The following is a 25,817-nucleotide window of genomic DNA, read 5'->3' as shown; positions in this document are numbered from 1 at the left end:
CCATGAAAGCCGCATCCGCCCAGCCCGACCATTTCGTGCACGACCGCCTGCCCCCGCCCGGGGCCTGGCCCACGCTGCGCTACGACCTGCCGGAGCAGCAGATCCCCGAGCAGGTCAATCTCGTGCACGCCCTGTTCGATCAGGCCGAGCGCGCGGGCCACATCGACCGGCCCCTGCTGCGCGGCCCGCACCGCACGTATACCTACCGCGACGCCTGGACCGAAGCCGCGCGCATCGCCGAGGTGCTCACGCAGGACCACGGCCTCGTGCCCGGCAACCGCGTGCTGCTGCGCGGCGGCAACACGGTGGAGATGGCACTGGCCTGGCTGGGCACCGTCTACGCCGGGCTGGTGGCGGTGGCCACCATGCCGCTGCTGCGCGCGGGCGAACTGGCCAGCATCATCGAGCGCGCCCAGCCCACGCTGGCGCTGTGCGACGGCCGCCTGCTGGCCGAGCTGCAGGCGGCGCAGGCGCAGCACCCGGTGCTCGCCACCATCGTGCCCTTCCACACCGCGCCCGACGCGGCCGACCTCATCCAGCGCGCCCAGGACAAACCGGGCACCACACCGCACTGCCCCACGGCGGCGGACGACATCGCGCTCATGGCCTTCACCTCCGGCACCACGGGCGCGCCCAAGGCCGCCGTGCACACCCACCGCGATGTGCTGGCCGCCTGCGAGGCCTGGCCGCGCCACGTGCTGCGCGCCACGCCCGACGACATCGTGGCCGGATCGCCGCCGCTGGCCTTCACCTTCGGCCTGGGCGGCCTGCTCGTGTTCCCGATGTGGGCGGGGGCCAGCGTGTACTTCCCGGACCAGCCCTACACGCCCCAGACCATGGTGACGCTGATGCGCGACGCGGGCGTCACCATCTGCTACACCGCGCCCACCTTCTACCGGCAGATGGCGCCGTTCGCCCAACAGATCGGCCTGCCCCAGCTGCGCATCTGCGTGAGCGCCGGCGAGGGCCTGCCCGACGCCACGCGCCAGCTGTGGAAGAACGCCACCGGCATCGACATGACGGACGGCATCGGCGCCACCGAGATGTTCCACATCTTTGTATCGTCGGCGGGCGGCGAAACGCGCCCCGGCGCCATTGGCAAGGTCGTGCCCGGCTACACCGCCAAGGTGGTGGACGACGATGGCCATGAGGTGCCACGGGGCACCGTGGGCAAGCTCGCCGTCATCGGCCCCACGGGCTGCAAGTACCTCGACGACCCGCGCCAGGCCAAGTACGTGAAGGACGGCTGGAACTATCCCGGCGACGCGTTCACGCAGGACGCCGACGGCTACTTCTTCTACCAGGCGCGCGACGACGACATGATCATCACCGCCGGCTACAACGTGGGCGGCCCCGAGGTGGAAGACGCCCTGCTGCGCCACCCCGCCGTGGCCGAGTGCGGCGTGATCGGCGTGCCCGACGAGGAGCGCGGCATGGTGGTCAAGGCCATCTGCGTGCTCAAACCCGGCCACACGGGCGACGCGGCCATGGTCAAGACGCTGCAGGACCATGTGAAAGCCACCATCGCCCCGTTCAAGTACCCGCGCGTGGTGGAGTTCGTCACGGCCCTGCCCCGCACCGAGACCGGCAAGCTGCAGCGCTTCAAGCTGCGCCAGGGCGCCGTCGCCGCCACGACCACCACACCCTCCTCGACCAAGACACCATGAAGAACACCCTTTTGCAACCCGAAGGCTGGGTGACCCCCAAGGGCTACGCCAACGGCGTGGCCGCGCGCGGCACGATGGTCTTCACCGGCGGCCAGATCGGCTGGAATGCGCAGCAGCAGTTCGAGAGCGATGATTTCATCGACCAGACCCGGCAGACGCTGCTGAACGTGCGTGCGGTGCTGGAGGCCGGCGGCGCGGGGCCCGAGCACCTGGTGCGGCTGACCTGGTACGTGGTGGACCGCACGGAATACAACGCACGGTTGAAGGAGCTGGGCGCGGTGTACCGCGAGGTGCTGGGGAAAAATTTTCCGGCGATGGCGTGTGTGCAGGTGGCGGGGTTGATGGAGGAGCGGGCGAAGGTGGAGATCGAGGCGACGGCGGTGGTGCCGGATGCCGGGTGAGCGATATCTTTGCAACGGGATTGGAAGGCAAATCATCGGTTTGCGCCTGTCCTTCAATGGCTGTTAGCTATTGTTCTTATAGTTCACGCCGTGCCTGAGTGAAGGGCGGAGGCCGGGATGTCGCCCCGGCGGGCGAGGTACTTGTTCTTTGCTTCGCCAAAGAAAAGTACCCAAAAGAAAGGCGACCCACAGTCTGCGACCCCTTCGCGTTGCGAAGGGGCAAACCTGCGTCGGTGCGGTTGCGGGGTGCGCCGTGGAACTCGCTGTGCGCTGGCGCGCGCCGCTCGGACAACCACGGCGAGTCAGAGCACGAGGCATGGGCGCTGCGACGCCCATGCTCACCCCGCAACCGCCCCGCCGCAGGCGCAGCCAGATGGGGGTGGGGAGCGAACAGCCAAACAGCCATACGGGCCATCGCTGCGCTTGGCCACGCCTGCGCAGCGCGTGGCGCTTGCGCCCGCGAGATGGGGCCGAGCGCAGCGATGGCCCGAAGGGATGTCCGATTCGTGGGTTCCCTTCTGGATGCGCCTGGGGCGCGCAGGGCGCGGGGTGGCATGTGTGCCGAAGGACACACATGCTTCGTGAACTGACTCACCGCAGTTGTCCGAGCGGAGCGCTGCAGGCGCGCAGCGAGTTCTGCGGTGCACCCCGTGACCGAGCACCCCAGGTTGCCCCGCAGCGCAGCGAAGGGGTCGCAGACAGCAGGGTCGCCTTTTCTTTGGTGACTTTCTTTTGGCGAAGCAAAAGAAAGTCACTGCGCCGCCGGGCGCACACCCCGGCCTCCGCGCTCAACCGAGGCACACCACCAACTACAAACCAACAGGCAACAACCAACCCCACTACCCAGCCAGCTATCCAGCCCGATACCCCACCCACGACGCCCTCCGCGCCACCCACCACCCCTGCAACGCCTTGCCATACAAAATCAACACCAGCGCCGCCCCAATCAAAGGCAACGCCGCAAACACCCACCCCGTCAGCAACTCACCCCCCAGCGCCACCCCCACCAGCAACGCCACCGCCGGATTCACGAACGAATAGCTCCCCGCCAGCGCGGCCGACGTGTTCTGCAGCAGCCACAGGTATGCATTGAGCGCCACCAGCGTGCCAAAGACCAGCAGGTACACCCACGCCGCCCACGACCGGGCGCTCACATGCCCCAGCGCGCTCACGGGCTCGAAGCACAACGCGGCCACCAGTCCCATCGCGCCGCCCACCAGCCACTGCGCCGCAGCCGCCATGGCCGGCGCGGGCAGCGACAGCTTGCGCGATGCGTACGAGCCCACGCTCCAGCACAGCGGCGCGCCAAAGGCCAGCACGGCCCCCAACCAGGTGGCGGAAAAGTCGCCCTCCATCGCCAGCAGCAGTGCGCCCACCACGCCCAGCGCCAGGCCGATCCAGCTGGTGGCCGGCACGCGTTCGCCGCCCCAGTGCGTCCACAGCGCCAGCCACATGGGCATGGTGGTGACCACGGTGGCCATGAGGCCTGAGCCGATGCCCAGCTTCTGCGCAAAGCCCACGAGGTTCATCGCGAGGAAGACCATGAGGGCGCCGACGATGGCCGAATTGCGCCACTGCGCGGCCGTGGGCAGCGCATGCCCTTGCCACAGGGCCACCAGCAGCATCACGCCGCCCGCGCACAGAAAACGGATGGCGCTCATGAACAGCGGCGGCATGGTCTGCAGCGCGATGCCGATGGCGAAATAGGTGGTGCCCCACACCACATAGACCAGCAGCAGGGCCACGGCCACCGCCCAGGTGCGCTGTGGGCGGGCTTGCGCATTGAAAATCGCCGGCATATTCTTCACCTTACCGAATAATTTATGGAAACCGCGAGGTTTTCGGAATTTTTACCAAAATCAGGCGGCTATGCAAGCAAATATTCAGACAGATGACATGGACGCCAGAATTATTTCGGCATTGGGTGCGGATGGCCGACGTTCTTATGCCGATGTGGGCGCCGAGGTGGGGCTGTCCACCGCCGCGGTGCACGAACGGGTGAAGAAGCTGCTGGACAAGGGCGTCATCCGCCGTTTTTCGATCAGCGTGGACCCCGAGCGCGTGGGCCTGAACTTCACGGCGTTCGTGGCCATCCGCAACGATGGCGGCATCCACTGCCGCGACGTGGCGCCGCGCCTGCGCGCGATGCCGCAGGTGGAAGAACTGCACAGCGTGGCGGGCGAGTACGACTTTCTGGCCAAGGTGCGCACCACCCACGCGCGCGCGCTGGAAGACGTGATCTACGAAATCAAGGCCATCGCGGGGGTGGCGCGCACCACCAGCACCGTGGTGCTCAACACCGAGTTCGAGGACCGGCCGCTGGACCTGGGGTGGATGGGCAGCGGCAAGGCCTCGCCCTGACGCGGGACACGGCCCGGCCCACCCGCCAGGTCAGCGCACCCACGCGGCCGAGCAGCGGTACGGGTAGGCCACAGGCTTTGCCTGGGCAGGCGCGTGGGCCACACGGCCCATCAGCGCCACATAGTGCTCCAGGGCCGGCGTCGGCAGGCCAGGCACCTTGGCATGGTCGTCGTAGCGGCGCAGGCGAATGGCCTCCTGGGCAAAAGGCAGCGCTTCGAAGCGCATCGCCTCCTGCGCCGTGAAAGGCCCCCCCTGCAGGGCCAGGCTGTGCCGCGATGCGGGCGAGAGCGTCTCCCGGTAGCCCGGCTCCAGGGTGCACAGGTAGCGCTTGGCGTCCACGTGCAGGCGGATGGGCTCCAGCACCGCATCGGGCAGCAGGCCGCGCAGGAACGGGAGGGCCATGTACTGGTGCAGGTCGTCCTGTGCGGCCGCATCGCCACCGGGCGCCAGCAGGTGCCCCAGGTCATGCAGCAGGGCGGCCACCACCGTGGCGGGGGCCTCGCCGGATTTCTCTGCCCATTGCGCGCACTGCAGCGCGTGCTCCAGCTGGCTGACGGCCTCGCGGCCGTACTGATGGATGCCCCGGGTGGCCAGCAGGTGGGCGATGTCTTCAAGGCTCAATGCCACGGTGCGCCCCTGTGTCAGACCAGGGCCTTGCGGATGCGCGCCGACACCACGTCGATCGCGCTCACGGTGACCACGATGATGAGCATCACCGCGCAGGTCTCGGCGTACTGGAAGCCGCGGATGATCTCCCACAGCACCACGCCGATGCCGCCGGCCCCCACCATGCCCACCACCGAGGCAGAACGCACGTTGGCCTCGAAACGGTAGAGCGTGTAGGAAATCCACAGCGGGGTCACCTGGGGGATCACGCCGTAGATGATCTCGTGCAGCGCGCTCGCGCCGGTCGAGCGGATGCCCTCCACGGGCTGCGGGTCGATGGCCTCCACGGCCTCGGAGAACAGCTTGGCCAGCGTGCCGGTGGTGTGGATCCACAGCGCCAGCACCCCCGCGAACGGGCCCAGGCCCACGGCCACCACGAAGAGCATGGCGAACACCATCTCGTTGATGGCACGGAAGGCGTCGAGCACGCGGCGCACCGGCTGGTTCACCCACCACGGCGCGATGTTGGACGAGGCCAGCAGCGCCAGCGGCACGGCGGTGACCACCGCGAGCGCCGTGCCCCACAGGGCGATCTGCAGGGTGACCAGCATCTCCTGCACGTAGATCTGCCACTGCGAGAAATTGGGCGGAAAGAACTCGGCCGCGTACTGGGCCATGTTGCCCGAATCCTTGACGAGGTCGAGCGGGCGCATGTCGGCGCCCTTCCAGGAGGCGGCCAGCACCACCAGCAGGATGCCCCAGGAGAGGTACCAGGCGAGGCTGCGCTTGGGCGCGGCGGTGCTCGCCAGGGTCGCGAGCGAAGGGGTCAATGCGGAAGACATGGTGCGGGCTGGCCGGATGCGTTGCGTGCTGACTGGCTTACTTCAGGGACGCCAGCTGCTGGTCGATCTCGGCCAGGCGGGTCTTCTTGTCGGCGTCGGCCAGCGTGGCATCGGCCTCGATCTTGTTGCGCTTGCCGAACAGGTCGAGCTGGCGAATGGGCGTGAGCTGCGCATTGGTGGATGGCTTGAAGCCCGAGAGCTTGGAGATCTTCATGACGATCTCCTTCTCGCGCGCATCGGTCTTGGCGTAGTTGTAGAAGAAGTCCTTGATCTTGGCCTTGAGCGGCTCGGGCAGGTCCTTGCGGATCACCATGGGGTCGAGCGGGATCAGGGGCGAGGTCCAGATGACCTTGATGTCCTTGAACTTCTCGGGCTGGCGCTCCTTGAGCTTCTCGAGGTTTTCGCTGTTGTTGGTGGCCACGTCGACCTGCTTGTTGGCCACGGCCAGGGCGTTGGTCTCATGGTTGGCGCTGCGCGCGATCTTGAAGTGCGTCTTGGCGTCGACCTTGTTCTGCGCGAAGGCGTAGTAGCCGGGCACCAGGAAACCCGAGGTGGAGTTGGGGTCGCCGTTGCCGAAGCTCAGCGACTTGCCGTTCTTGAGCACGTCGTCCAGCGAAGCCAGGGGGCTGTCCTTGTGCACGATGAGGTGCGAGTAGTAGCCCTGCGTGCCATCGGCGTTGACCATCTGCGCGAACACTTCACCATTGGCGCGGTCCACCGCCTCCATGGCCGACTTGTTGCCCAGCCATGCCACCTGCATCTTGTTGAAACGCATGGCTTCGATGAGGCCCGCATAGTCAGACGCGAAGAAGGCGTTGATCTTCAGGCCCGTCTGCTTGGCCATGTCGTCCAGCAGGGGCTGCCAGTCGGCCTTGAGGTTCTGCGAGGCTTCGGTCGAGATCATGCCGAAGTTGATGGCGTCCTGGGCGAGGACGCCCGTGGTCAGGCCCAGGCCAAGGGCCAGGGTTGCGCAGAATTTCTTGATCATGGAAGGCTCCGGAAGGTGAAAGCGGGAGGGGAGAAAGGAAAAAAACGAAGGGCGAAGAGACAGGGGACGGCGGGCAGGCCTCAGGCAGCCTGCGCCAGCGGCTGTGCGGCCCAGCCGGGGGTCGGCGCCTGCGCCGGTGCGGGCACCACGGCCAGGGGCAAGGTGGCGCCCAGGATCTCGTCGGCCTGCACGCCATACAGCTCGCGCAGCAGGGCGGGTGTGAGGGCGGCCGAGGGGCCGTCGTAGACCACACGGCCCTGGTGCAGCGCGACCACGCGCGAGCAGTACTTGATGGCCACGTCCACCTGGTGCAGCGAGACGATGACGGTGCTGCCGTCCTCGCGGTTGATGCGCGCCAGGATGTCCATGACCTTGCGCGAGGATTCGGGGTCCAGCGAAGCGATGGGCTCGTCGGCCAGCACCACCCTCGCGCCCTGCACCAGGGTGCGCGCAATGGCCGCGCGCTGCTGCTGCCCACCCGAGAGAGTGGACGCACGCTGCGCATGGCAGTCAGCGATCCCCACGCGGGCCAGGGCCTCGAGCGCCAGGGCGCGCTCATGCGGGCGGAACACGCGCAGCCAGCCGCGCCATGGGGGCGTGCGGTGCAGCAGGCCCACCAGCACATTCATCATCACCGGCAGGCGGTCCACCAGGTTGAACTGCTGGAACACGAAGCCCACCTGCGAGCGCACCTTGCGGATATCGCGGTGGATGCGCCCGCCCTGCTGCACGCAGCGGCCATCGACCTCGATCAGCGAGCGGCTGTCGCCATCGGCCACCACCAGGCCGGCCACATGGCGCAGCAGCGTGGACTTGCCCGAGCCCGAGGCGCCGATCAGCGCCACCATCTCGCCGGCATGCACCGTGAGGTCGATGTCGCGCAGCGCGTGCTTGCCGTTGGCGAAATGCTTGTTCAGTTGTTCGATGCGCAGGGCGATGGGCATGGCGGATTCCAAGTCGTCTATACAAATGCAGTGTGGAAGGCGGCTGTGACAGTGCCTTGACAGTTGCGGGAAATTTGCATGTCAGGCTACGTTCAGAGCACGCGCTGCCCTTCGCGCCAGACACCGCGCACCACGGCCTGCTGTGAGCCATCGGGCAGCTCGGCCATGTGCACCTGGACCAGGTCGGCGCGCAGGCCCGCAGCCAGCTCGCCCCGGTCCTGCATGCCCGACGCGCGTGCCGGGTTGCGCGTGACGGTGGCCACGGCCTCGGGCAGCGTGAGGATGCCGTCATGGACGAGGCGCATCACCGCGCTCAGCAGGCTGCCCGGCACGTAGTCCGACGAGAGGATGTCCAGCAGGCCCTGGCGTGCCAGGTCGGCCGCCGCCACGTTGCCCGAATGCGAGCCGCCGCGCACCACGTTGGGCCCGCCCATCACGGTGAGCAGGCCGCGCTCGCGCGCTGCCCTTGCCGCCGCCAGCGTGGTCGGGAACTCGGACATGCCCGCGCCTTCGGCATGGGCCTGCTCGACGTGCGCCACCGTGGTGTCGTCGTGGCTGGCCAGGGCGATGCCGTGGGTGCGGCAGTAGTCCACGAAGTAGGCACGGTGCGGCTCGGCGTACTGCGCCTGCAGGGTGGCCGCATGCTGCACCTGGCGCTCGAACTTCTCGCTGCTCCAGCCCTTCTTGCCGGTGTAGTAGGTGCGCGCCTGCTCGATGTTCTCCCACTGGCGCTGGCCCGGGGTGTGGTCCATCAGCGAGATCAGCGACAGGCGCGGATGGCCCTGGAAGGGGCCGAACAGGTCGATGGTGTTGGGCGCGGGCAGCTCGCAGCGCACGTGCAGGTGGTGATCGGCGCGCAGCAGGTTGCGCTCGGTGCAGGTGTCGATGGTGTCGAGCACGCGGTTCCAGGCGCTGCCGCGCAGGCTGTCCACGTCGGCCTCGCCCACGCCCAGGGCGTCGAGCACGGTGGTGATGCCGGCGGCGGCGATCTCGGCATCGTGCGCCAGCAGCGCCGGCATCTCGGCCCACTGCACCTTCGGGCGCGGCATCAGGTGGCGCTCGAAGTTGTCGGTGTGCACCTCCACCAGACCGGGCAGCAGGTAGTCGCCCCCGAGGTCGATGCCCTGCAGCGCGGCGGTGCCGCCCGAGGCCAGGGCGGCTATGCGCCCGCCCTGCACCGAGAGCGAGCCCTGCACCACCTCGCCGGGCAGCACCATGCGAGCGTTGTGAAAGACCGCAGCAGCGCTCATGCGGCCACCCCGCGGAAGTCAGCCACGTTCACGCGGCGCGTGGCGACGGCGGCGCCCACGTGCGCGTCGTGGAAGATGCCGACCAGGGCGGCGCCGCGCGCCACCGCCTCGCCGATCAGGGCGATCACCGTGTCGGTGTTGGCGGCGTCGAGCGATGCCGTGGGCTCGTCGAGCAGCAAGAGGGGCTTGGGCTTGATCATGTTGCGCGCGATGTTGATGCGCTGCTGCTCGCCGCCCGAGAAGGTGGCGGGCGGCAGGTGCCACAGCCGCTCGGGGATGCGCAGGCGGGTGAGCCACTGGCGAGCGGTCTCGCGCGCGGCTTCCAGTGCGTGGATGTCGTCGCCCGCGTCTTCGGCCAGGGGCTCGGCCACCACGTCGAGCGCGCTCACGCGAGGGATCACGCGCAGGAACTGGCTCACGTAGCCCACGGTGTCGCGGCGCAGTTGCACCAGCGCGCGCGGGCTGGCCTGGGTCACGTCCACCGCCGGGCCGCTGGCGGGCTGCACGGTGATGCTGCCTGCGTTGGCGCGGTAGTTGGCGTAGATCATTTTCAGCAGCGTGCTCTTGCCCATGCCCGAGGGGCCGTCGAGCACCACGCATTCGCCCGCGCCAACGGTGAGGTCCACGTTGCCGAGCACGGGCAGCTCGATGCCGTTCTGGTGGTGCAGGGTGAAGCGCTTGGCCACGCCCTTGAGCTCCAGGATGGGTGGGTGGGTGTTCATCATCATGGTTGCAGTACCGAGGAAACGAGGAGCTGGGTGTAGGGGTGCTGCGGGTCGTCGAGCACCTGGTCGGTCAGGCCCGACTCGACCACGCGGCCGCGCTGCATCACCACCATGCGGTGCGCCAGCAGGCGGGCCACGGCCAGGTCATGCGTGACCACGATGGCGGCCAGCTGCATCTGCCGCGTGAGCTGGCGCAACAGGTCCAGCAGGCGCGCCTGCACCGACACGTCCAGGCCCGAGGTGGGTTCGTCCATGAACACCAGGCGCGGCTGGGTGACCAGGTTGCGCGCGATCTGCAGGCGCTGGCGCATGCCGCCCGAGAAGGCGCGCGGCGCGTCGTCGATGCGGCTGGCATCGATCTCCACGCGCTGCAGCCATTCGGTGGCGGTGGCGCGCAGGCGGCCGTAGTGGCGCTCGCCCAGGCCCATGAGGCGCTCGCCCACGTTGGCGCCGGCCGACACGTCCATGCGCAGGCCGTCGGCCGCGTTCTGGTGCACGAAGCCCCAGTCCGTGCGGGCCAGCAGGCGCTGCTGCGCCTCGCTCATGCCGAGCACGTCCTGCAGGCTGCCATCGCGGCCCTGGAACTGCACGCTGCCCGCATCGGGCCGGCTGCGCGCGGCCACGGCGTTGAGCAGGGTGGACTTGCCCGAGCCGGACTCGCCGACCACGGCCAGCACCTCGCCGGGCCACAGGTCGAACGACGCGTCCTGCAGCGCGACGCGCTGGCCGTAGCGCTTGCCGATGCCGCGCACGCTGAGCAGGGGGGTGGGGGATGAAAGGGTGGCGTCCATGGCGATCAGGGTTCGATGGAGAAGCTCAGGCCGTGCTGCGCAAAGCCCAGGGATTCGTAGAAGGCATGCGCATCGCTGCGCTTGCGGTGGGACGACAGGGCCAGCTTGTAGCAACCGGCCTCGCGCGCCTGCTGCACGGCGTGGGCCATCATCTGGCGGCCGATGCCCTGGCCCTTGCGGTCGGCGGCCACCACCACGTCCTCGACCACGGCCGAGGGCGCGCCCCGGTGGGCCAGGTTGTGCATGACCAGCAGGGCGTAGGTGCCGACCACGTCGGCATCTTGCTCGGCGCTCTCGCAGGCCACCCAGAGGCAGTAGCTTGGATAGGCGCGGAACTGCGCAAGCATGGCCTTCGCCTCGGCGAGGCTGAGCACCCGCTCGGGGCTGTCCTCGATGCCCTGGTACAGGGCCAGCACCTCATCCAGATCGGCCTCGGTGGCCTCGCGCAGGGTCACCGTGCTCATACGGTATCTCCTTCGGACGCGGTCGCCGCTGCAGCCTGGCGCTCCTGGCAGTAGTCCGAGTCGGAACAGACGTGCATGCGCGTGCCCTGGTCGTCGGTGATGACCTCGTCGAGGAAACTGTCGGTGGCGCCGCACAGGGCGCAGGCGCAGTCCCAGCGCTGCACCTCGAAGGGGTGGTCCTCGAAGCCCAGACTCTCCACCGGCGTGTAGGGTGGCACGGCGTAGATGCGCTTTTCGCGGCCTGCGCCAAAGAGCTGCAACGCCGGGTTCATGTGCATCTTGGGGTTGTCGAACTTGGGGATGGGCGACGGCGCCATCACATAGCGGCCATTGACCAGCACCGGGTAGTCGTAGGTGGTGGCGATGTGGCCGTAGCGCGCGATGTCCTCGTAGAGCTTGACGTGCATGAGCCCGTACTCGGCCAGGCCGTGCAGGGTGCGTGTCTCGGTCTCGCGCGGCTCCAGGCGCTGCATGGGCTCGGGCACCGGCACTTGGTAGACGAGGACCTGACCCTCCGCCAGCGGCGTCTCGGGGATGCGGTGTCGCGTCTGGATCAGCGTGGCCTCGGTGGTGCGCGTGGTGGTGGCCACGCCCGTGGTGCGCTCGAAGAAGCGGCGGATGTTGACCGCGTTGACCGTGTCGTCCGAACCCTGGTCGATGACCTTGAGGCAATCGTCCGGCCCGATGATGGCGGCCGTGACCTGGATGCCGCCCGTGCCCCAGCCATAGGGCAGCGGCATTTCGCGCGAGCCGAAGGGCACCTGGTAGCCCGGGATGGCCACGGCCTTGAGGATGGCCCGGCGGATCATGCGCTTGGTGCGCTCGTCCAGGTAGGCGAAGTTGAAGTGGCCGTCGGTGGGCGCGGCATCGGCGGGCAGGCCCATCAGCGCGGGCTCGTGGGGCGCGTTCATGCGTCGTCTCCCAGGGTGGTTTCTTCGGAGGGGTGGGACGCCGCAGTGGCGCGCATGCGGCGCACCAGCTCCAGCTCGGACTGGAAGTCCACGTAGTGCGGCAGCTTCAGGTGCTGCACGAAGCCCGAGGCCTCCAGGCTGTCGCTGTGCGAGAGCACGAACTCCTGCATCTGCGCGGGCGACTCCACCGGCTCGCCCAGTTCGTCGGCGCGCAGGGCACGGTCCACCAGGCTCATGGCCATGGCCTTGCGCTCGCTGTGGCCAAAGGCCAGGCCATAGCCGCGCGTGAACTGCGGCGGCTGGTGCTTGCTGCCCGCGAACTGGTTGACCATCTCGCACTCGGTGATTTCCATGTCGCCGATGGAGATGGCAAAGCCCAGCTCCTCGGGCACGATCTCCACAGCCACCGTGCCCAGGCGCAGCTCCCCCACGAAGGGGTGCGAGTGCGCGTAGCCGCGCTGCGTGGAATACGCCATGGCCAGCAGAAAGCCCTCGTCGCCGCGCGCCAGGTTCTGCAGGCGTGTCGCTCGATTGGCCGGAAAGCGCAGCGGCTCGCGCGTCAGGTCGGCGGGGGCCGGATCGCCTTCAGGGATGGGGCGGGTCTCGATCAGCCCCTCCTGGTTGAGCAGGTCCACCACGCGCGGCGTGGTGGCAGGTGCATCGGCCAGCGGCGCAGGAGTTGGCGCTGCGACCGATGCATCGCCCCGGGCCAGCAGCGTGAAGTCGAGCAGGCGCTGGGTGTAGTCGTAGGTGGGGCCCAGCACCTGGCCGCCGGGCAGGTCCTTGAAGGTGGCCGAGATGCGCCGGGTGAGCGCCATGCGCGCGATGTCCAGCGGCACCGTGGTGCCCAGGCGCGGCAGCGTGGCACGGTAGGCACGCAGCAAAAAGATGGCTTCGACCAGGTCGCCCGCGGCCTGCTTGATGGCCAGGGCCGCGAGCTCGGGGTCGTAGACCGAGCCTTCGGTCATCACGCGGTCCACGGCCAGCTTGAGCTGCGCGCGGATCTGCGCCACCGAGAGCTCGGGCTCGGCCGTATCGCCCCGGCGCTGCTCGGCCAGCAGGCGGTAGCTGTTGAGGATGGCGGTTTCCCCGCCCTTGACGGCAACGTACATGCGGCTCAGGCCTCCACGGTGGATGGTGATTCGATGCGGGTGGTGCGCGGCAGGCCGGCGATGTGCGTGGCCGTGGCCAGCACCACGTCCACCCCGCGCGGGAAGGCACTGTGGTTGTCGGCCCACTGCGCGCAGAAGTCCTCTGGCAGCCCCGCGACATGCAGGTGCTGCGCACTGCGGATGCCGGGGCCCGCAAGGCGCCAGGCGCCTGCGCCTTCCCCAGCCGGTGCCAGCACCGCCACGTCGATCACGCAGGTGGCGGACTGGTCCGGGTATTCGTCGCTGCCGCGCTGCAGGCGGGCCAGGGCAGGCATGGCATCGCCCGCAGCCACCCAGGCGAAGCGCGCCTGCTCGGGTGCATCGACCAGCACGCAGCCGGTATGAAACCGCAGCCACACACCGGCCTGGCTGGCGGCCAGTTGGGGGGACAGCCACAGCGTGCATTCGCTGTCGAGCAAAGCCAGCAGCACGGCCGCAGAGGCTGCGTGCCCGGTGGTGGGCACTTCGGCATCGTGCACGATGGCGACCGGGGCGCCCGGCTGCGACAGGGCCCGCAGCACCGCGCGGAACACGCCCTGGCTGCCCAGGGCCTCGCTGGAGAAGCCCGCACCCAGGGCGGACAGGGAAGTGGTAGGGGTCGCGCTCATTCCTGGTCCTCGTCGCTGTCGTCATTGCCACCGCTTTCGCGGGCCACCGTGAAGAAGTCCACCCGCGTGCTGGCCGTGCGGGCTTGGCGCTCGGACTGCACCCGGGCCAGGTGGCGGCGGATGGGGTCGAGCAGGCTGGTGTCGAGCCCGGCCTGGCGCGCGGGGTCCTGCAGCAGCGCATCGGCCAGGGCCGCCAGTTGCACCTGGCGGTGCGAGCGGCCGAGCACGTAGGCCACGCCCACGGTGGGCTCGCCGCCATCGGCGCCGTCCACGTCCACGCGCAGTGCGCAGCGGGTGACCGTGACCTCGCCCAGGTTGAAACGCTCGCCGGTGCCGCCGGCGCGGCCCTGCACCATCATCAGACCGGTTTCGGGAGCGCGCAGCCAGCGGGCGGGCAGTGCGGCGTGGTCGTGCAGCGCGGGCTCCAGAAGGTCGATGGGCGCGCGGGCCAGCAGCGCCATCCAGTGCGCCCGCGAGAGCGGGCGGCCCGGACCCGGGTTGTCAAAGGCTTGAAACATGGAGGTGGTACTCTTTAAGTTGTATAGACAAATTGAACAACTGGCGCCAGCTTAGACAGCGCGCATGTAGGTTTCATGACAGCCACCACCAGCACACAAGTTCTTGCCCACCCCGCCCCTGCCGCACGCCCGGCACGCGACAGCTTCTGGACCCGCATCGCCGCCGAACTGGCCGAGGCCATCGGCAGCGGCATCTACCCCCCGGGCCAGCGCCTGCCCTCGGAGCACGCACTGGCCGAGCAGTTCGGGGTGAACCGCCACACCATCCGCCGCTCGCTGGCCAGCCTGTGCAGCCAGGGGCTGGTGCGCATCACCCAGGGCAGCGGCACCTACGTGGAGGACTTCGCGGTGGACCTGGCGCTGGGCAAGCGCGTGCGCCACCAGCAGGGCCTGGCGCAGGCCGGCCTGCGCGGCAGCCTGGTGGTGCTGCAGGAGCAGACGGTGCGTGCCACCTCCTCGCTGGCCAAGGCACTGCAGGTGCCGACGCGCAGCCCGCTGCTGCAATTGCGTGTGATCGGCCAGGCCGAAGGCCAGCCGCTGCACGTGAGCGAGCGCTACTTTCCCCTGCCCCGCTTCGCGGGCCTGGCGGCCGTGGTGCGCGAGACCGGCTCCATCACCGCCGGCTTCACCGCGCATGGCGTGGCCGACTACACCCGGCGCGAGAGCCGCATCACCGCCGAGCTGCCCGACGCCGCCGTGGCCGCCGAGCTGCGCCAGCCCGCCGCGCGCCCGGTGCTGCTGGTCGAGAGCCTGAACGTGGACCTGGCCGGCACGCCCATCGAGTGGGCGCGCGCCTGGTTCGCGGGCGACCGCGTCAAACTCACCATCACCCATGACGAATAACCACGCCACGGCCCCCACGGCGGCCCACCGCTATGCGGTGTACTTCGCTCCCCACCCCGGCACCCTGGCCTGGCTGGCCGGCAGCCACTGGCTGGGCCGCTGCGCGGCGCTGCTGCGGCCCCTGCCACAACTGGACATCCACGGCGTGGCCAAGGAAGAACTGGAGCGCCTGACCGCCGCGCCGCGCCGCTACGGCTGGCACGCTACGCTCAAGGCGCCGTTCGCGCTGGCACCGGGCGTGGACTGGCTCACGCTGCAGCATGCCGTGCAGACGCTGGCCGACAGCCTGCGCCCCTTCAGCATGCCGCCCCTGCAGGTCCAGCGCATCGACGACTTCCTCGCGCTGGTGCCCATGCCCTCGCACCCGGCCAACGCCGAGATCCAGGCCGCAGCCGCCGCCTGCGTGACGCAGCTGCAGCCGCTGGCGGCGCCCCTGTCCGCCAGCGACCTGGCGCGCCGCCGCGCGGCCGGGCTCACGCCCCGGCAGGATGCGCTGTTGCAGCAGTGGGGCTACCCCTTCGTGCTGGAGGAGTTCCGCTTCCACCTGTCACTGACCGGCTCCCTCGCGGGCGAGCGTGAAGACACCGTGGAACTGGTGCTCGATGCGGCCGAGCAGTTCTTCGCCGACCTGCCCCCGCTGCGCTTCAACAGCCTGGCCCTGTTCGCCGAGCCCGCGCCGGGCGCCGACTTCGTGCTGCTGGACCACCTGGAGCTGGGCGCATGACGGCCCGGCTGGTGTACTTCATGGGCCCTTCCGGCGCGGGCAAGGACAGCCTTCTCGGCTGGCTGCACGCGCACCTGCCCGCCCCCTGCCCCGTGCACTGGGCACGGCGCACCATCAGCCGCCCCGCCGCACCCGGCGGCGAGGCGCACGAGAGCGTGCCGCCCGAGGCCTTCGCGGCGCTGCGCGGTGAGCAGGCGTTTGCCCTGCACTGGGAGGCCAACGGCCTGGGCTATGGCATCCGGGCCGCGCAGCTCGCGCCACTGGCCCACGGCCAATGGGTGCTGCTCAACGGTTCGCGCGCCTACCTGGCCGATGCACTGGCGCGGTTCCCCGACCTGGTGGCCGTGCACATCACCGCCAGCCCGCACGTACTGCGCGAGCGGCTGCTTTCGCGCGGCCGCGAGACCCCCTGGGAGGTGGAGGCCCGCGTGCAGCGTGCGGCGGCGTTCATGCCGCCCCCGGGCGCGGCCAGCCTGGAAGTGCGCAACGACGGAGCGCTGAACGACGCCGGCCAGCAACTGCTGCACGCGCTGAAGCGGTTGCCGGGCTGGCCCGCGCACGGTGGCAAACTTTCAGGTCTTCACACCGCCCCTTCGTCAGCAAACCACCACGCCCCACCATGACCGCCATCACCATCTATCACAACCCGAAATGCGGCACGTCCCGCAACACGCTGGCCATGATCCGCAACAGCGGCGCCGAACCGGAAGTCATCGAATACCTCAAGACCCCGCCCGATCGCGCCACGCTGCTGGCGCTGATCGCCGCCACGGGCGAGCCCGTGATCAACGCCGTGCGCACCAAGGAAGCGGTTTTCACCGAACTGCAACTGGATGCGCCCGGCGTCACCGATGACCAGCTGATCGACGCGATGCTGGCCCACCCCATCCTCATCAACCGCCCCCTCGTCGCAACGCCGCTGGGCACGCGGCTGTGCCGTCCCTCGGAAAAGGTGCTGGACATCCTGCCCTCGCCCCAGCAAGGCGCCTTCACCAAGGAAGATGGCGAGGTCGTCGTCAACGCCCAGGGCCAGCGTGTCTGAGGCCGTGGCGCCTCGCACGGCATGAGCGCCGCGCCACAGCGCTGGACCGTGGCGCGCCTGGGCACGGCCCAGACCCTGGCCTGGGCCTCGTCCTACTACCTGCCCGCTATGCTGGCCGTGCCCATGGCGCGCGACCTGGGCGTGGCCACGCCCACCGTGTTCGCCGCGTTCTCGCTGGCGCTCATCGTGTCGGCCCTGCTGGGGCCGCTGGCGGGCCGGACCATCGACCGCCATGGCGGCCGGCCGGTGCTGGTGGGCACCAACCTGCTGTTTGCCACCAGCCTGGCGGGCATGGCACTGGCACAGGGCCCGGTGGGCCTGTTTGCCGCCTGGGTGCTGATGGGCGTGGCCATGGGGTCGGGCCTGTACGAAGCGGCCTTTGCCACGCTGGTGCGCCTGTATGGGCAGGGCGCGCGCGGCGCCATCACCGGCATCACGCTGATCGCGGGCTTTGCCAGCACGGTGGGCTGGCCGCTGTCGGCCTGGATGGAGGTGCACTGGGGCTGGCGCGGCGCGTGCGCGGGCTGGGCCGCGCTGCACCTGCTGGTGGGCGTGCCGCTGAATGGCTGGCTGCCCCGCACCGCGCCCGGCGAGCATGCCCCGGCCGCACCAGCGGGCACCGACCCCGCCGCCACGCCGGTGGCGCCCGCAGTGCCTGCGCCAGGCCACGCTGTGCGCACCACCGTGCTGCTGTCCTTCGTTTTCGCCGTCACCTGGTTCACCAGCACGGCCATGGCCGCCCACCTGCCGCGCCTGCTGCAGGCCAGCGGCACCTCGCTGCAGGCGGCGGTGGCCCTGGCCGCACTGGTCGGCCCGGCCCAGGTGGCGGCGCGGTTGCTGGAGTTCGGCTTCCTGCGCCGCCTGCACCCCTTGCTGTCTGCGCAGCTGGCGGCCGCGGCCCACCCGGTGGGCGCGGCCTTGCTCATGGTGGTGGGCGGCCCGGCCGCGCTGGTGTTCACCGTGCTGCACGGGGCCGGCAACGGCATCCTGACCATCGCCAAGGGCACGCTGCCGCTGGTGTTGTTCGGGCCCGCCGGCTACGGCGCGCGCCAGGGCCTGATGATGGTGCCCGCCCGCGTGGCGCAGGCCTTCGCGCCGGTGCTGTTCGGCATGCTGCTCGATGGCGTGGGCGCAGCCGCCCTGTGGGCCACCACGCTGCTGGGGCTCGCGGCGCTGGCGGCGCTGTGGGTTCTGCGGCCGGTGGCGCGGCCCTGATCAGCCGCGCGGCGGCACAAACTCCGCGCGCGCCCGCAGCGCCGTGGCACGCGAATGGCAGCCTTCCAGGTGGTCGTTCACGAGCCCCATGGCCTGCATGAAGGCGTACACCGTGGTGGGGCCCACGAAACTCCAGCCGCGTTTTTTCAGGTCCTTGGACAGGGCGATGGACGCGGGCGAAGTGGACAGGGTGCGCGCCACCTCGCGCGTGAGGCGCCCGGGCCGGTCGGCGGAGGAAGGCTCATAGCGCCAAGCGTAGTGCGCCAGCGATCCGAACTCGCGCCGCAGCTCCAGCACGCGCCGCGCGTTGTTGATGGTGGACTCGATCTTGCCCCGGTGGCGCACGATGGCCGCGTCCTGCACCAGGCGCTCGACGTCGGCCGGGCCGAAGGCGGCGACCTGCTCCGCGTCGAAGTGGGCAAACGCCGCGCGAAAGCCCTCGCGCTTGTTCAGGATGGTGAGCCAGCTCAGACCCGACTGAAAACCCTCCAGGCAGATCTTCTCGAACAGCCGCCGGTCGTCCGCCACGGGAAAGCCCCATTCGTGGTCGTGGTAGTGGCGGTAGAAGGGCGTGGCCTGGCACCAGGCGCAGCGCGGGCAACCGGCCTCGTCGGCGAACAGGCCGGCAGGCAGGTCGGGGGTGGGTTCGGCGGTCATGCGCCGCATTCTAGAAACTGCACCGGCCACGCTGCTGACAACCGTTCGCACGCCCGGCGCGATCTTCTGCCCATAAACTGCCCCCATGCGCCAGTTTCTCCCCCGCCTGCGGGCCGTGTCCGCCCCGTTGCTTTGCCTTGCACTGTCCGGGTGTGCCAGCACGACCGGTTCGCTGGGCTACTACTGGCAGTCCATGGTGGGGCACCTGGAACTCATGCAGTCGGCCGAGCCCATCGACCGCTGGGTGGCACGCACCGACATCGCGCCCGCGCTGCGCGAGCGCCTGCGGCTGGCGCAGCGCGCCCGGGCCTTCGCCGTGGCCGAGCTGGGCCTGCCCGACAACGCAAGCTACCGCCGCTACGCCGACCTGAAACGCCCCGCCGCCGTGTGGAACGTGGTGGCCGCGCCGCCCTACGCGCTCACGCTGCACACCTGGTGCTTTCCGGTCACGGGCTGCATCGGCTACCGCGGCTACTTCGCCCAGGCCGACGCCCAGGCCGAGGCCGACCAGCTCGCCGCGCAGGGGCTGGAGGTGGAGGTGTACGGCGTGCCCGCGTACTCCACGCTGGGCTACATGAACTGGGCGGGGGGCGACCCGCTGCTTTCCACCTTCATCGCCTGGCCCGAGGGCGACTTCGTGCGCCTGCTGTTCCACGAACTGGCGCACCAGGTGGTGTATGCCGAAGGGGACACGCTGTTCAACGAGTCCTTTGCCACGGCGGTCGAACGCATTGGCGTGGCGCGGTGGCTGGCCACCCATTCCACCCCCCAGGCGCGCGAGGCCTACGCCACCAGCGAGGCGCGGCGCGGCGCGTTCCGCGCGCTCACGCGCGCCACGCGCGAGCAGTTGGCCGCCATCTATGCACAAAAAGATGCCCTGGCGCTGGAGGATCAAGCGCTGAATGCTATTAAAAATGAAGCAATGCAGGCATTCCGCGGGCGCTACGCCCAACTGCGCGCGCAGTGGCTGGGCACGGCTTCGGGCACCCAGCCTTCGGTCACCACGGCCCAGGTGGCGGGCTACGACCGCTGGGTGGCCAAGGCCAACAACGCGAGCTTTGCCGCCCAGGCGGCCTACGACGAACTCGTGCCCGCGTTCGAGGCCCTGTTCGAACAGCAGGGCCGCGACTGGCCCCGGTTTTATGATGCCGTACGGCAGCTGGCGCAGCAGCCCCAGCCGCAGCGCCGCGAGGCCTTGCGTGCCCTGCTGCCCGCGCAGCCCCCACAAAAATCCTCTTAAGGAGACACCCTGTGCCTGACATCCACATCCATCGCGAACACCACCTGGGCCTGAAAGAGGCCCGCAAGATCGCCTTCTCCTGGGCCGAGAAGGCCGAGGAAAAATTCGACATGGAATGTGTCTATGAAGAGGGCGACACCGAAGACACGCTCACCTTCACGCGCTCGGGCGTCAAGGGCACGCTGCTCGTGGACGCGCGGCAGTTCGAGATGAAGGCCCAGCTGGGGTTTCTGTTCGGCGCGTTCAAGGACCGCATCGAGGCCGAAATTGGTGAACAGCTCGATGCCCTGCTCAATGCGCCCCACCCCGGCACCAAGAAGCCCGCCACCGACAAGAAGAAACACGCGGCAGAGGCGGGCGCCGGCAAGCCGGGTACCAAGGGGGCGGCCAAACCTGCGGCCAAGGCCAAGAAGGCGTAGCCGCCAGGCCCGGACCATGACATCCACCGCCACCGGCACCGCCGCCCACAGCCCGGCGTTCGACACCCTGTCCGCGCTGCTTCACACCCGCTACAGCTGCCGCGCCTTTCTGCCCGAACCCCTGCCGCGCACCACCATGCAAGCCATCCTGGCCACCGCGCAACGCACGGCCTCGTGGTGCAACGCGCAGCCCTGGCAGCTCACCATTGCCAGCGGCGCCACGCTCGAGCGCCTGCGCGGCGCACTGCAATCGCACATGGCCGCGGCAGCCCCTGCGCCCGACCTGCCCTGGCCCCGCGAATACCGGGGCGTGTACCAGGAGCGGCGGCGTGAATGCGGCTGGGGACTGTACGAGGCCCTGGGCATCGCCAAGGGCGACCGCGAGGCCTCGGCGCAACAGGCGGCGCAGAACTTCACGATGTTCGGCGCGCCGCATGTGGCCATCGTCAGCAGCGACGAGGCGCTGGGCGTCTATGGCGCGGTGGACTGCGGCGCGTACGTGTCAAGCTTCATGCTGGCCGCGCACAGCCTGGGCGTGGGCTCCATCGCGCAGGCCGCGCTGGCCTCGTACCCCGGCGTGCTGCGCGAGGTGCTGGGCATCGGCGCGGACCGCACCATCGTCTGCGGCATCTCGTTCGGCCTGGCCGACCCCGCGCACCCCGCCAACCACTTTCGCACCACGCGGGCAGACCCTGCCGACAGCGTGGTGTGGCACGACTGACGGGGCGGGCACGTCCTCAGGCCGCCGCGCGCAGCAAGGGGCCGCGCGCGTGCAGCACGCCAAACAGGTTCTTGGGGTCGGACAGTTCGGGGATGAGTTCGATCGGCTGGCCCACCCCCAGTTCGGCCGCGGCATGGCGCATGAACCGCAGCGCGGAAAAATCCTCCAGCGCGAAGCCCACCGAGTCGAACACGGTCACCTGCGCATCGCTGCCGCGGCCCGGCAGGCGGCCCGCCAGCACCTCCCACAACTCGGTCACCGCGAAGTCGGACGGCAGTTGCTGGATATCGCCCTCGATGCGCGTCTGCGGCGCATATTCGACGAACACCTGCGCCTGGCGCAACACGTCGGCATGCAGCTCCGTCTTGCCGGGGCAGTCGCCGCCCACCGCATTGATGTGCATGCCGGGCGCCAGCATGTCCGGCGTGAGGATGGTGGCGTTGGTCTTGTCGGCCGTCACCGTGGTCACGATGTCGGCGCCGCGCACGGCCTCGGCCGCGCTGGCGCAGGCCACGGTGCGCAGGCCGCCGCCCTGCAGGTTGGCCTGCAGCTTGGCGGTGGCGGCCGGGTCGGTGTCGAACAGCCGCAGCGTGTCGACGCCCAGCAGGTGGTGGAACGCCAGCGCCTGGAACTCGCTTTGCGCACCGTTGCCGATGAGCGCCATGGTGCGCGCGCCGGGGCGTGCCAGGGCACGTGCGGCCACCGCCGACATGGCGGCCGTGCGCAGCGCCGTGGTGAGCGTGAGCTCGCTCAGCAGCAGGGGCGCCCCCGTGGCCACGTCGGCCAGCACGCCGAACGCCATCACGGTCGACAGGCCCAGCCGGGTGTTGCGCGGGTGGCCGTTGACGTACTTGAAGGCATACGTCTCCCCGTCGGCGATGGGCATGAGCTCGATCACGCCGTCCCGCGAATGGCTGGCCACGCGCGCCGACTTGTCGAACGCCTGCCAGCGCAGGAAATCGGCATGGATGTTGTCGGCGATGCCGCGCAGGCAGGCCTCGATGCCCTTGCGGCGCACCAGGTCGATGACATCGGGCGCGCTGAGGTACAGGGTGGTGAAGGTGTTCTGGGAACGCATGGTGCTTGTCTCCGTAAGGGATGGGACAAGTTTCCCGGAGCGCCGCAGCAATGTGAATCGCCAGAACTGCCGCATATTGCAGGCCGGGTTGGCGAAACGGCAGCGCAAACTGCCCTTCTGCCCAATCCCGCGCACCACCTCTGTCTCAGCCTCTTCTGACTACACCTGCCCGTTCAGGCGGCGTGCCGCCTCCAGCACCGGCTTCACGTAGCGCTCGTCATAGCGGTGCGCGGGCATGGTCAGCGTGACCGCCGCCGCCAGGCTGCCATCGGCATGGAACACCGGTGCCGAGATTCCGGCGACCTCGTCGAGCCGGTCGCCCACGCTGGCGGCATAGCCGTCGGCCCGGATGCGCGCATGCAGCGCGCGGTCCCGCGCGCCCGGCACGCGCCCGGGCGCCGGATCGAACGCCACCAGCACCCGCCCGCCCGTGCCGCGCTCGAGCGGCAGCAGATCGCCCGCGCGGATGTGGTCGCGCACGGGGTGTGGCGAATCCACCCGGAACTGGCACAGGCGCACGTCCCCCTGGCGCACGTGGTAGGCCGCGCTTTCGCCCGTGGCGGCCACCAGATCGCGCAGCACCGGCAGCACCACCCGGTCGAGGGAGAACGCGGCGGCGTACAGCGCATACAGCCGCGCCACCTCGGGGCCCAGGGCGTAGCGGCCGTCCGCGAGCCGCTGCACCCATCGTGCATGCTCCAGCGATGCGAGCAGGCGCAGCGCCGTGCTCTTGTGCAGCTGCGTGCGCGCGGCCAGTTCCGCGAGCGGCAGGGCACCATCGCCCTGCCGGAACGCACCCAGCAGCGTGAGCGCGCGGTCCACGGCCGCCACGCCGCCCGGGGCGGCATCGGCATCGGCCAGGGATTCATGGGCGGATTTGCGGGGCATGCGGGCGCGGGGTGGGGACAGGACGCAGGGGCGGGGGCTTGACGCGAAAGCGCAAACCGTCAATCATTTCAATAGAAAGAACTTCGTTTCATCTATTAGAACGACAACCCTCCGCAGCGTCAAGCCCCGGCGCTCGGCCAGCCCCGCAGGAATCCGCCCATGCCCGTCCCCGACATCCTCATCAGCGAAGTAGGCCCGCGCGACGGCCTGCAGTCCGTGAAAGCCACCATGCCCACGCAGCACAAGCTGCGCTGGATCGACGCGCTCGTGGCGGCGGGCCTGCGCGAAATTGAAGTCGGCTCCTTCGTGCCCGCGCGGCTGCTGCCGCAGATGGCCGACGTGGCCGAGGTGGTGCGCCACGCGCTCACCCACCCCGGCATCACCGTGATGGCCCTGGTGCCCAACCTGCGCGGCGCCGAGGCCGCGCTGGCCAGCGGCGTGCACAAGATCACGCTGCCCGTGTCGGCCAGCGCGGCGCATTCACTGGCCAACGTGCGCAAGAGCCCGGAGGCCATGGTGGACGAGCTGCACGCCATCACCCGCCTGCGCGCCGAGACCGCGCCACAGGTGCTGGTGGAAGTGGGCATTTCCACCGCGTTCGGCTGCACGCTGCAGGGCGAGGTGCCCGAGGACGACGTGATCCGCCTGGCCGCCAGTTGCGTGGCGGCGGGCGTGGACGAGGTCGGCCTGTCGGACACCACCGGCATGGCCAACCCCGCGCAGGTGCGCCGCCTGTTCACGCGGCTGCGCAGCGAGATCAGCCCGCACGCGGGCGCGGCCCACATGCACAACACGCGCGGCCTGGGCCTGGCCAACTGCCTGGCCGCATACGACGTGGGCGTGCGCACCTTCGACGCATCGCTGGGCGGCCTGGGCGGCTGCCCCTATGCGCCCGGCGCCTCCGGCAACGTGGTCACCGAAGACCTGGTGTTCATGTTCGAGGCCATGGGCGTGACCACCGGCGTGGACCTGGCCCGGCTGTTCGCCGCGCGCATCCCCCTGCAGGCCGGGCTGCCCGGCGAACCGGTGTACGGCATGACGCCCGAGGCGGGGCTGCCCAAGGGCTGGACCCAGGAGACACCACATGCCTGAAAACAACGAGAGCGCCCCAGGCGGCCGGACCGCCCTGCCCTACGCCGGCATCCGCGTGGTGGAGTTCACCCACATGGTCATGGGCCCCACCTGCGGCCTGGTGCTGGCCGACCTGGGGGCCGAGGTCATCAAGGTCGAGCCCATCGGCCATGGCCGCGAGGGCGATGCCACGCGCAAGCTGCGCGGGTCGGGGGCGGGCTTCTTCCCGCTGTTCAACCGCAACAAGAAGAGCCTGGCGCTGGACCTGGAAACCCCCGAGGGCAAGGAGGCCGTGCTGCGCCTGATCGCGACGGCCGACATCGTGAGCGAGAACTTCAAGCCCGGCACCATGCAGAAGCTGGGACTGGACTACGCGAGCCTGAAGGCCCTGAACCCGCGCCTCATCTACGTGAGCCACAAGGGCTTTCTGCCCGGCCCGTACGACCACCGCACCGCGCTCGACGAGGTGGTGCAGATGATGGGCGGCCTGGCCTACATGACCGGCCGGCCCGGCGACCCGCTGCGCGCGGGCACCAGCGTGAACGACATCATGGGCGGCATGTTCGGCGCGATCGGCGCCATGGCCGCGCTCGCACAGCGCGAGAAGACCGGGCGCGGCCAGGAGGTGCAGAGCGCGCTGTTCGAGAACAACGTGTTCCTCGTCGCGCAGCACATCATGCAGTTCGCCGTCACCGGCCAGCCTGCGGCCCCCATGCCCGCGCGCATCTCGGCCTGGGCGATCTACGACGTGTTCCAGGTGAAGGATGGCGAGCAGATCTTCCTGGCCGTGGTGAGCGACGGCGCCTGGGCGGTGTTCTGCGATGCCTTCGGCTTTGCCGACCTGAAGGCCGACCCGCGCCTGGCCAGCAACAACGACCGCGTGCGCGAACGCGCCTGGATGATGCCGCTGCTGCGCGAGCGGCTCGCGCCCTACAGCGCCGCGCACCTGGCCGACGTGTTCGAGCGCCACGCCCTGCCCTTTGCGCCCATCACGCGGCCAGAGGACCTGCTGGACGACCCCCACCTCAACGCCACCGGCGCCCTGGCCCCCATGACCTTGCCCGACGGCCGCGCCACCCAGACGGTGCTGCTGCCGCTGGCCATGGACGGCCAGCGCCCCGGCGTGCGCCTGTCGCCGCCCCGGGTGGGTGAGCACAATGCGGAGCTGCTGGCCGAGCTGGGTTACGACACTATAAAAATTGAAGCGCTTGGCGCTTACCCAGCAAGCGGTAGCGCCTGATTTTTCTCTGGTTGCTGAGGATCTGCCAAAAAACAAGCGGCCGAGGCCGCTTGTTTTTGACTCCGCCAGCCCGCCCACCAAGGGGCAGGGCCCAGACCAGTGTCACCGTGGAACCGGCTTTGCCGGGCCACCGGTGGCGTCCCCCTGAGGGGGAAGGCGCGCAGCGCCTCAGGGGGCTACTGGAGTGACGTGATCAGGTCGACATATTGCTGCTTGGCGGCATCCGCTTCGGTGCCCTTGAGCTTTTCCCACGCGTCCCATTTGGCACGGCCCACCATGTCGGAGAAGCTGGGCTTCTTCTCGGTGTTGTCGCCGGTGGTGGCCTGCTTGTACAGCGCGTAGATCTTGAGCAGCGTGGCGTTGTCGGGGCGCTCGCTGAGGTTCTTGGAATTGGCTACGGCGGCTTCGAAGGTGGCGTTCAGGTCGGCCATGTCGGTTGCTCCTTGGATGGA

Annotated in this window: 30 protein-coding genes; 13 read left to right on the top strand and 17 right to left on the bottom strand. The window is 69.7% G+C overall.

The window, feature by feature from the left end:
* Positions 1–2 precede the first annotated feature (2 nt).
* Positions 3–1,667 carry an AMP-binding protein gene (locus tag AC1RCS_RS02485; protein ID WP_218297245.1) on the top strand — a complete coding sequence of 555 codons (1,665 nt, stop codon included), beginning with the start codon at positions 3–5 and terminating at the stop codon, positions 1,665–1,667.
* On the top strand, positions 1,664–2,068 hold the full coding sequence (locus tag AC1RCS_RS02480) for a RidA family protein (protein ID WP_492246287.1): 405 nt from the start codon (positions 1,664–1,666) through the stop codon (positions 2,066–2,068). The genes AC1RCS_RS02485 and AC1RCS_RS02480 overlap by 4 nt, the downstream gene beginning before the upstream one ends.
* Before the next feature lie 851 nt (positions 2,069–2,919).
* Here the strand turns inward: AC1RCS_RS02480 and AC1RCS_RS02475 are convergent.
* Positions 2,920–3,867, bottom strand: a complete 948-nt coding sequence (locus AC1RCS_RS02475) for an EamA family transporter (protein ID WP_492245645.1) — start codon at positions 3,865–3,867, stop codon at positions 2,920–2,922.
* 97 nt (positions 3,868–3,964) lie between these two features.
* On the opposite strand from AC1RCS_RS02475, the gene AC1RCS_RS02470 reads away from it, so the two are divergent.
* Positions 3,965–4,429, top strand: coding sequence for an Lrp/AsnC family transcriptional regulator (locus AC1RCS_RS02470; RefSeq protein WP_218297248.1), 465 nt, complete (start codon positions 3,965–3,967; stop codon positions 4,427–4,429).
* 30 nt (positions 4,430–4,459) lie between these two features.
* Here the strand turns inward: AC1RCS_RS02470 and AC1RCS_RS02465 are convergent, their stop codons facing one another.
* The 12 genes from AC1RCS_RS02465 to phnG form a co-directional block, all read right to left on the bottom strand.
* Entirely contained in the window at positions 4,460–5,056 is a 597-nt protein-coding gene (locus AC1RCS_RS02465) for a phosphonate degradation HD-domain oxygenase (protein WP_492245646.1), read from the bottom strand.
* A 14-nt stretch (positions 5,057–5,070) separates the two neighbouring features.
* Positions 5,071–5,877: a phosphonate ABC transporter, permease protein PhnE gene (gene phnE, locus AC1RCS_RS02460; protein WP_218341417.1), complete on the bottom strand. Its 807-nt coding sequence runs from the start codon at positions 5,875–5,877 to the stop codon at positions 5,071–5,073.
* A 37-nt stretch (positions 5,878–5,914) separates the two neighbouring features.
* Positions 5,915–6,865 (bottom strand): phosphonate ABC transporter substrate-binding protein, encoded by a 951-nt coding sequence (gene phnD / locus AC1RCS_RS02455; RefSeq protein WP_492245647.1) that lies wholly within the window; start codon positions 6,863–6,865, stop codon positions 5,915–5,917.
* Positions 6,866–6,945: 80 nt separating this feature from the next.
* The gene (gene phnC, locus AC1RCS_RS02450; protein WP_218341415.1) at positions 6,946–7,809 is read right to left on the bottom strand and encodes a phosphonate ABC transporter ATP-binding protein; all 864 of its coding nucleotides are present in this window, start codon (positions 7,807–7,809) and stop codon (positions 6,946–6,948) included.
* Between the two features lie 92 nt (positions 7,810–7,901).
* Positions 7,902–9,059 carry an alpha-D-ribose 1-methylphosphonate 5-triphosphate diphosphatase gene (locus AC1RCS_RS02445; protein WP_369641266.1) on the bottom strand — a complete coding sequence of 386 codons (1,158 nt, stop codon included), beginning with the start codon at positions 9,057–9,059 and terminating at the stop codon, positions 7,902–7,904.
* Positions 9,056–9,787: a phosphonate C-P lyase system protein PhnL gene (gene phnL, locus AC1RCS_RS02440; protein WP_492245648.1), complete on the bottom strand. Its 732-nt coding sequence runs from the start codon at positions 9,785–9,787 to the stop codon at positions 9,056–9,058. The genes AC1RCS_RS02445 and phnL overlap by 4 nt, the downstream gene beginning before the upstream one ends.
* Entirely contained in the window at positions 9,784–10,575 is a 792-nt protein-coding gene (gene phnK, locus AC1RCS_RS02435) for a phosphonate C-P lyase system protein PhnK (protein ID WP_369641264.1), read from the bottom strand. The genes phnL and phnK overlap by 4 nt, the downstream gene beginning before the upstream one ends.
* 5 nt (positions 10,576–10,580) lie before the next feature.
* Positions 10,581–11,039, bottom strand: coding sequence for a GNAT family N-acetyltransferase (locus tag AC1RCS_RS02430; RefSeq protein ID WP_492245649.1), 459 nt, complete (start codon positions 11,037–11,039; stop codon positions 10,581–10,583).
* Positions 11,036–11,950 (bottom strand): alpha-D-ribose 1-methylphosphonate 5-phosphate C-P-lyase PhnJ, encoded by a 915-nt coding sequence (locus tag AC1RCS_RS02425; RefSeq protein WP_492245650.1) that lies wholly within the window; start codon positions 11,948–11,950, stop codon positions 11,036–11,038. The genes AC1RCS_RS02430 and AC1RCS_RS02425 overlap by 4 nt, the downstream gene beginning before the upstream one ends.
* Positions 11,947–13,062: a carbon-phosphorus lyase complex subunit gene (locus AC1RCS_RS02420; protein WP_492245651.1), complete on the bottom strand. Its 1,116-nt coding sequence runs from the start codon at positions 13,060–13,062 to the stop codon at positions 11,947–11,949. Before AC1RCS_RS02420 ends, AC1RCS_RS02425 begins: the two co-directional genes overlap by 4 nt.
* 5 nt (positions 13,063–13,067) lie before the next feature.
* Positions 13,068–13,709 (bottom strand): phosphonate C-P lyase system protein PhnH, encoded by a 642-nt coding sequence (gene phnH, locus AC1RCS_RS02415; protein ID WP_492245652.1) that lies wholly within the window; start codon positions 13,707–13,709, stop codon positions 13,068–13,070.
* Positions 13,706–14,227 carry a phosphonate C-P lyase system protein PhnG gene (gene phnG, locus AC1RCS_RS02410; protein WP_492245653.1) on the bottom strand — a complete coding sequence of 174 codons (522 nt, stop codon included), beginning with the start codon at positions 14,225–14,227 and terminating at the stop codon, positions 13,706–13,708. The genes phnH and phnG overlap by 4 nt, the downstream gene beginning before the upstream one ends.
* Before the next feature lie 75 nt (positions 14,228–14,302).
* Between phnG and phnF the strand changes: the two genes are divergently transcribed.
* From phnF to AC1RCS_RS02385, 5 genes are read left to right on the top strand one after another with little or no spacing between them, the layout of a single operon-like run.
* Positions 14,303–15,070, top strand: coding sequence for a phosphonate metabolism transcriptional regulator PhnF (phnF, locus tag AC1RCS_RS02405; protein WP_492245654.1), 768 nt, complete (start codon positions 14,303–14,305; stop codon positions 15,068–15,070).
* Positions 15,060–15,794, top strand: a complete 735-nt coding sequence (locus AC1RCS_RS02400; protein ID WP_492245655.1) for a DUF1045 domain-containing protein — start codon at positions 15,060–15,062, stop codon at positions 15,792–15,794. The genes phnF and AC1RCS_RS02400 overlap by 11 nt, the downstream gene beginning before the upstream one ends.
* Positions 15,791–16,417 (top strand): phosphonate metabolism protein/1,5-bisphosphokinase (PRPP-forming) PhnN, encoded by a 627-nt coding sequence (gene phnN / locus AC1RCS_RS02395; RefSeq protein ID WP_492245656.1) that lies wholly within the window; start codon positions 15,791–15,793, stop codon positions 16,415–16,417. Before AC1RCS_RS02400 ends, phnN begins: the two co-directional genes overlap by 4 nt.
* Positions 16,414–16,836 (top strand): arsenate reductase (glutaredoxin), encoded by a 423-nt coding sequence (gene arsC / locus AC1RCS_RS02390; protein WP_218297262.1) that lies wholly within the window; start codon positions 16,414–16,416, stop codon positions 16,834–16,836. The genes phnN and arsC overlap by 4 nt, the downstream gene beginning before the upstream one ends.
* A gap of 21 nt (positions 16,837–16,857) precedes the next feature.
* On the top strand, positions 16,858–18,051 hold the full coding sequence (locus AC1RCS_RS02385; protein WP_369641256.1) for an MFS transporter: 1,194 nt from the start codon (positions 16,858–16,860) through the stop codon (positions 18,049–18,051).
* Here AC1RCS_RS02385 and AC1RCS_RS02380 read toward each other — a convergent pair whose 3' ends face one another.
* On the bottom strand, positions 18,052–18,708 hold the full coding sequence (locus tag AC1RCS_RS02380) for a DNA-3-methyladenine glycosylase I (protein WP_218341405.1): 657 nt from the start codon (positions 18,706–18,708) through the stop codon (positions 18,052–18,054).
* 85 nt (positions 18,709–18,793) lie between these two features.
* On the opposite strand from AC1RCS_RS02380, the gene AC1RCS_RS02375 reads away from it, so the two are divergent.
* Genes AC1RCS_RS02375 through AC1RCS_RS02365 form a run of 3 tightly spaced genes read left to right on the top strand, consistent with a single transcriptional unit; the run spans position 18,794 to position 21,088 of the window.
* Positions 18,794–19,948: an aminopeptidase gene (locus AC1RCS_RS02375; protein ID WP_218297265.1), complete on the top strand. Its 1,155-nt coding sequence runs from the start codon at positions 18,794–18,796 to the stop codon at positions 19,946–19,948.
* Positions 19,949–19,959: 11 nt separating this feature from the next.
* Positions 19,960–20,367 (top strand): polyhydroxyalkanoic acid system family protein, encoded by a 408-nt coding sequence (locus AC1RCS_RS02370; RefSeq protein WP_492245657.1) that lies wholly within the window; start codon positions 19,960–19,962, stop codon positions 20,365–20,367.
* A 16-nt stretch (positions 20,368–20,383) separates the two neighbouring features.
* On the top strand, positions 20,384–21,088 hold the full coding sequence (locus tag AC1RCS_RS02365) for a nitroreductase (RefSeq protein ID WP_218297267.1): 705 nt from the start codon (positions 20,384–20,386) through the stop codon (positions 21,086–21,088).
* 16 nt (positions 21,089–21,104) lie between these two features.
* Here the strand turns inward: AC1RCS_RS02365 and ocd are convergent, their stop codons facing one another.
* On the bottom strand, positions 21,105–22,166 hold the full coding sequence (ocd, locus tag AC1RCS_RS02360; RefSeq protein WP_218297268.1) for an ornithine cyclodeaminase: 1,062 nt from the start codon (positions 22,164–22,166) through the stop codon (positions 21,105–21,107).
* Positions 22,167–22,325: 159 nt separating this feature from the next.
* On the bottom strand, positions 22,326–23,054 hold the full coding sequence (locus AC1RCS_RS02355; protein ID WP_218297269.1) for an IclR family transcriptional regulator: 729 nt from the start codon (positions 23,052–23,054) through the stop codon (positions 22,326–22,328).
* 159 nt (positions 23,055–23,213) lie between these two features.
* Between AC1RCS_RS02355 and AC1RCS_RS02350 the strand changes: the two genes are divergently transcribed.
* Entirely contained in the window at positions 23,214–24,146 is a 933-nt protein-coding gene (locus tag AC1RCS_RS02350) for a hydroxymethylglutaryl-CoA lyase (RefSeq protein ID WP_492245658.1), read from the top strand.
* Positions 24,139–25,365, top strand: coding sequence for a CaiB/BaiF CoA transferase family protein (locus AC1RCS_RS02345; RefSeq protein WP_492245659.1), 1,227 nt, complete (start codon positions 24,139–24,141; stop codon positions 25,363–25,365). The genes AC1RCS_RS02350 and AC1RCS_RS02345 overlap by 8 nt, the downstream gene beginning before the upstream one ends.
* A 176-nt stretch (positions 25,366–25,541) precedes the next feature.
* Here AC1RCS_RS02345 and AC1RCS_RS02340 read toward each other — a convergent pair whose 3' ends face one another.
* The gene (locus AC1RCS_RS02340) at positions 25,542–25,796 is read right to left on the bottom strand and encodes an acyl-CoA-binding protein (protein WP_492245660.1); all 255 of its coding nucleotides are present in this window, start codon (positions 25,794–25,796) and stop codon (positions 25,542–25,544) included.
* Positions 25,797–25,817: the final 21 nt, after the last annotated feature.

The sequence above is a fragment of the Acidovorax sp. GW823-FHT01C06 genome (assembly GCF_058798375.1).
Note: the sequence above shows the minus strand (reverse complement) of the source record. Positions and strands in the feature narration are given on the sequence as shown.

Coding starts and splice junctions, on each gene's coding strand:
- AC1RCS_RS02420 (WP_492245651.1), bottom strand. CDS start 13,062: ATGTACGTTGCCGTCAAGGGCGGGGAAACCGCCATCCTCAACAGCTAC.
- AC1RCS_RS02400 (WP_492245655.1), top strand. CDS start 15,060: ATGACGAATAACCACGCCACGGCCCCCACGGCGGCCCACCGCTATGCG.
- AC1RCS_RS02430 (WP_492245649.1), bottom strand. CDS start 11,039: ATGAGCACGGTGACCCTGCGCGAGGCCACCGAGGCCGATCTGGATGAG.
- AC1RCS_RS02350 (WP_492245658.1), top strand. CDS start 23,214: ATGCCCGTCCCCGACATCCTCATCAGCGAAGTAGGCCCGCGCGACGGC.
- AC1RCS_RS02425 (WP_492245650.1), bottom strand. CDS start 11,950: ATGAACGCGCCCCACGAGCCCGCGCTGATGGGCCTGCCCGCCGATGCC.
- phnD (WP_492245647.1), bottom strand. CDS start 6,865: ATGATCAAGAAATTCTGCGCAACCCTGGCCCTTGGCCTGGGCCTGACC.
- AC1RCS_RS02475 (WP_492245645.1), bottom strand. CDS start 3,867: ATGCCGGCGATTTTCAATGCGCAAGCCCGCCCACAGCGCACCTGGGCG.
- AC1RCS_RS02485 (WP_218297245.1), top strand. CDS start 3: ATGAAAGCCGCATCCGCCCAGCCCGACCATTTCGTGCACGACCGCCTG.
- AC1RCS_RS02480 (WP_492246287.1), top strand. CDS start 1,664: ATGAAGAACACCCTTTTGCAACCCGAAGGCTGGGTGACCCCCAAGGGC.
- AC1RCS_RS02355 (WP_218297269.1), bottom strand. CDS start 23,054: ATGCCCCGCAAATCCGCCCATGAATCCCTGGCCGATGCCGATGCCGCC.
- AC1RCS_RS02380 (WP_218341405.1), bottom strand. CDS start 18,708: ATGACCGCCGAACCCACCCCCGACCTGCCTGCCGGCCTGTTCGCCGAC.
- AC1RCS_RS02385 (WP_369641256.1), top strand. CDS start 16,858: ATGAGCGCCGCGCCACAGCGCTGGACCGTGGCGCGCCTGGGCACGGCC.
- AC1RCS_RS02470 (WP_218297248.1), top strand. CDS start 3,965: ATGGACGCCAGAATTATTTCGGCATTGGGTGCGGATGGCCGACGTTCT.
- AC1RCS_RS02345 (WP_492245659.1), top strand. CDS start 24,139: ATGCCTGAAAACAACGAGAGCGCCCCAGGCGGCCGGACCGCCCTGCCC.
- phnN (WP_492245656.1), top strand. CDS start 15,791: ATGACGGCCCGGCTGGTGTACTTCATGGGCCCTTCCGGCGCGGGCAAG.
- AC1RCS_RS02375 (WP_218297265.1), top strand. CDS start 18,794: ATGCGCCAGTTTCTCCCCCGCCTGCGGGCCGTGTCCGCCCCGTTGCTT.
- AC1RCS_RS02365 (WP_218297267.1), top strand. CDS start 20,384: ATGACATCCACCGCCACCGGCACCGCCGCCCACAGCCCGGCGTTCGAC.
- phnF (WP_492245654.1), top strand. CDS start 14,303: ATGACAGCCACCACCAGCACACAAGTTCTTGCCCACCCCGCCCCTGCC.
- ocd (WP_218297268.1), bottom strand. CDS start 22,166: ATGCGTTCCCAGAACACCTTCACCACCCTGTACCTCAGCGCGCCCGAT.
- phnG (WP_492245653.1), bottom strand. CDS start 14,227: ATGTTTCAAGCCTTTGACAACCCGGGTCCGGGCCGCCCGCTCTCGCGG.
- phnE (WP_218341417.1), bottom strand. CDS start 5,877: ATGTCTTCCGCATTGACCCCTTCGCTCGCGACCCTGGCGAGCACCGCC.
- phnL (WP_492245648.1), bottom strand. CDS start 9,787: ATGATGATGAACACCCACCCACCCATCCTGGAGCTCAAGGGCGTGGCC.
- AC1RCS_RS02340 (WP_492245660.1), bottom strand. CDS start 25,796: ATGGCCGACCTGAACGCCACCTTCGAAGCCGCCGTAGCCAATTCCAAG.
- phnC (WP_218341415.1), bottom strand. CDS start 7,809: ATGCCCATCGCCCTGCGCATCGAACAACTGAACAAGCATTTCGCCAAC.
- phnK (WP_369641264.1), bottom strand. CDS start 10,575: ATGGACGCCACCCTTTCATCCCCCACCCCCCTGCTCAGCGTGCGCGGC.
- arsC (WP_218297262.1), top strand. CDS start 16,414: ATGACCGCCATCACCATCTATCACAACCCGAAATGCGGCACGTCCCGC.
- AC1RCS_RS02445 (WP_369641266.1), bottom strand. CDS start 9,059: ATGAGCGCTGCTGCGGTCTTTCACAACGCTCGCATGGTGCTGCCCGGC.
- phnH (WP_492245652.1), bottom strand. CDS start 13,709: ATGAGCGCGACCCCTACCACTTCCCTGTCCGCCCTGGGTGCGGGCTTC.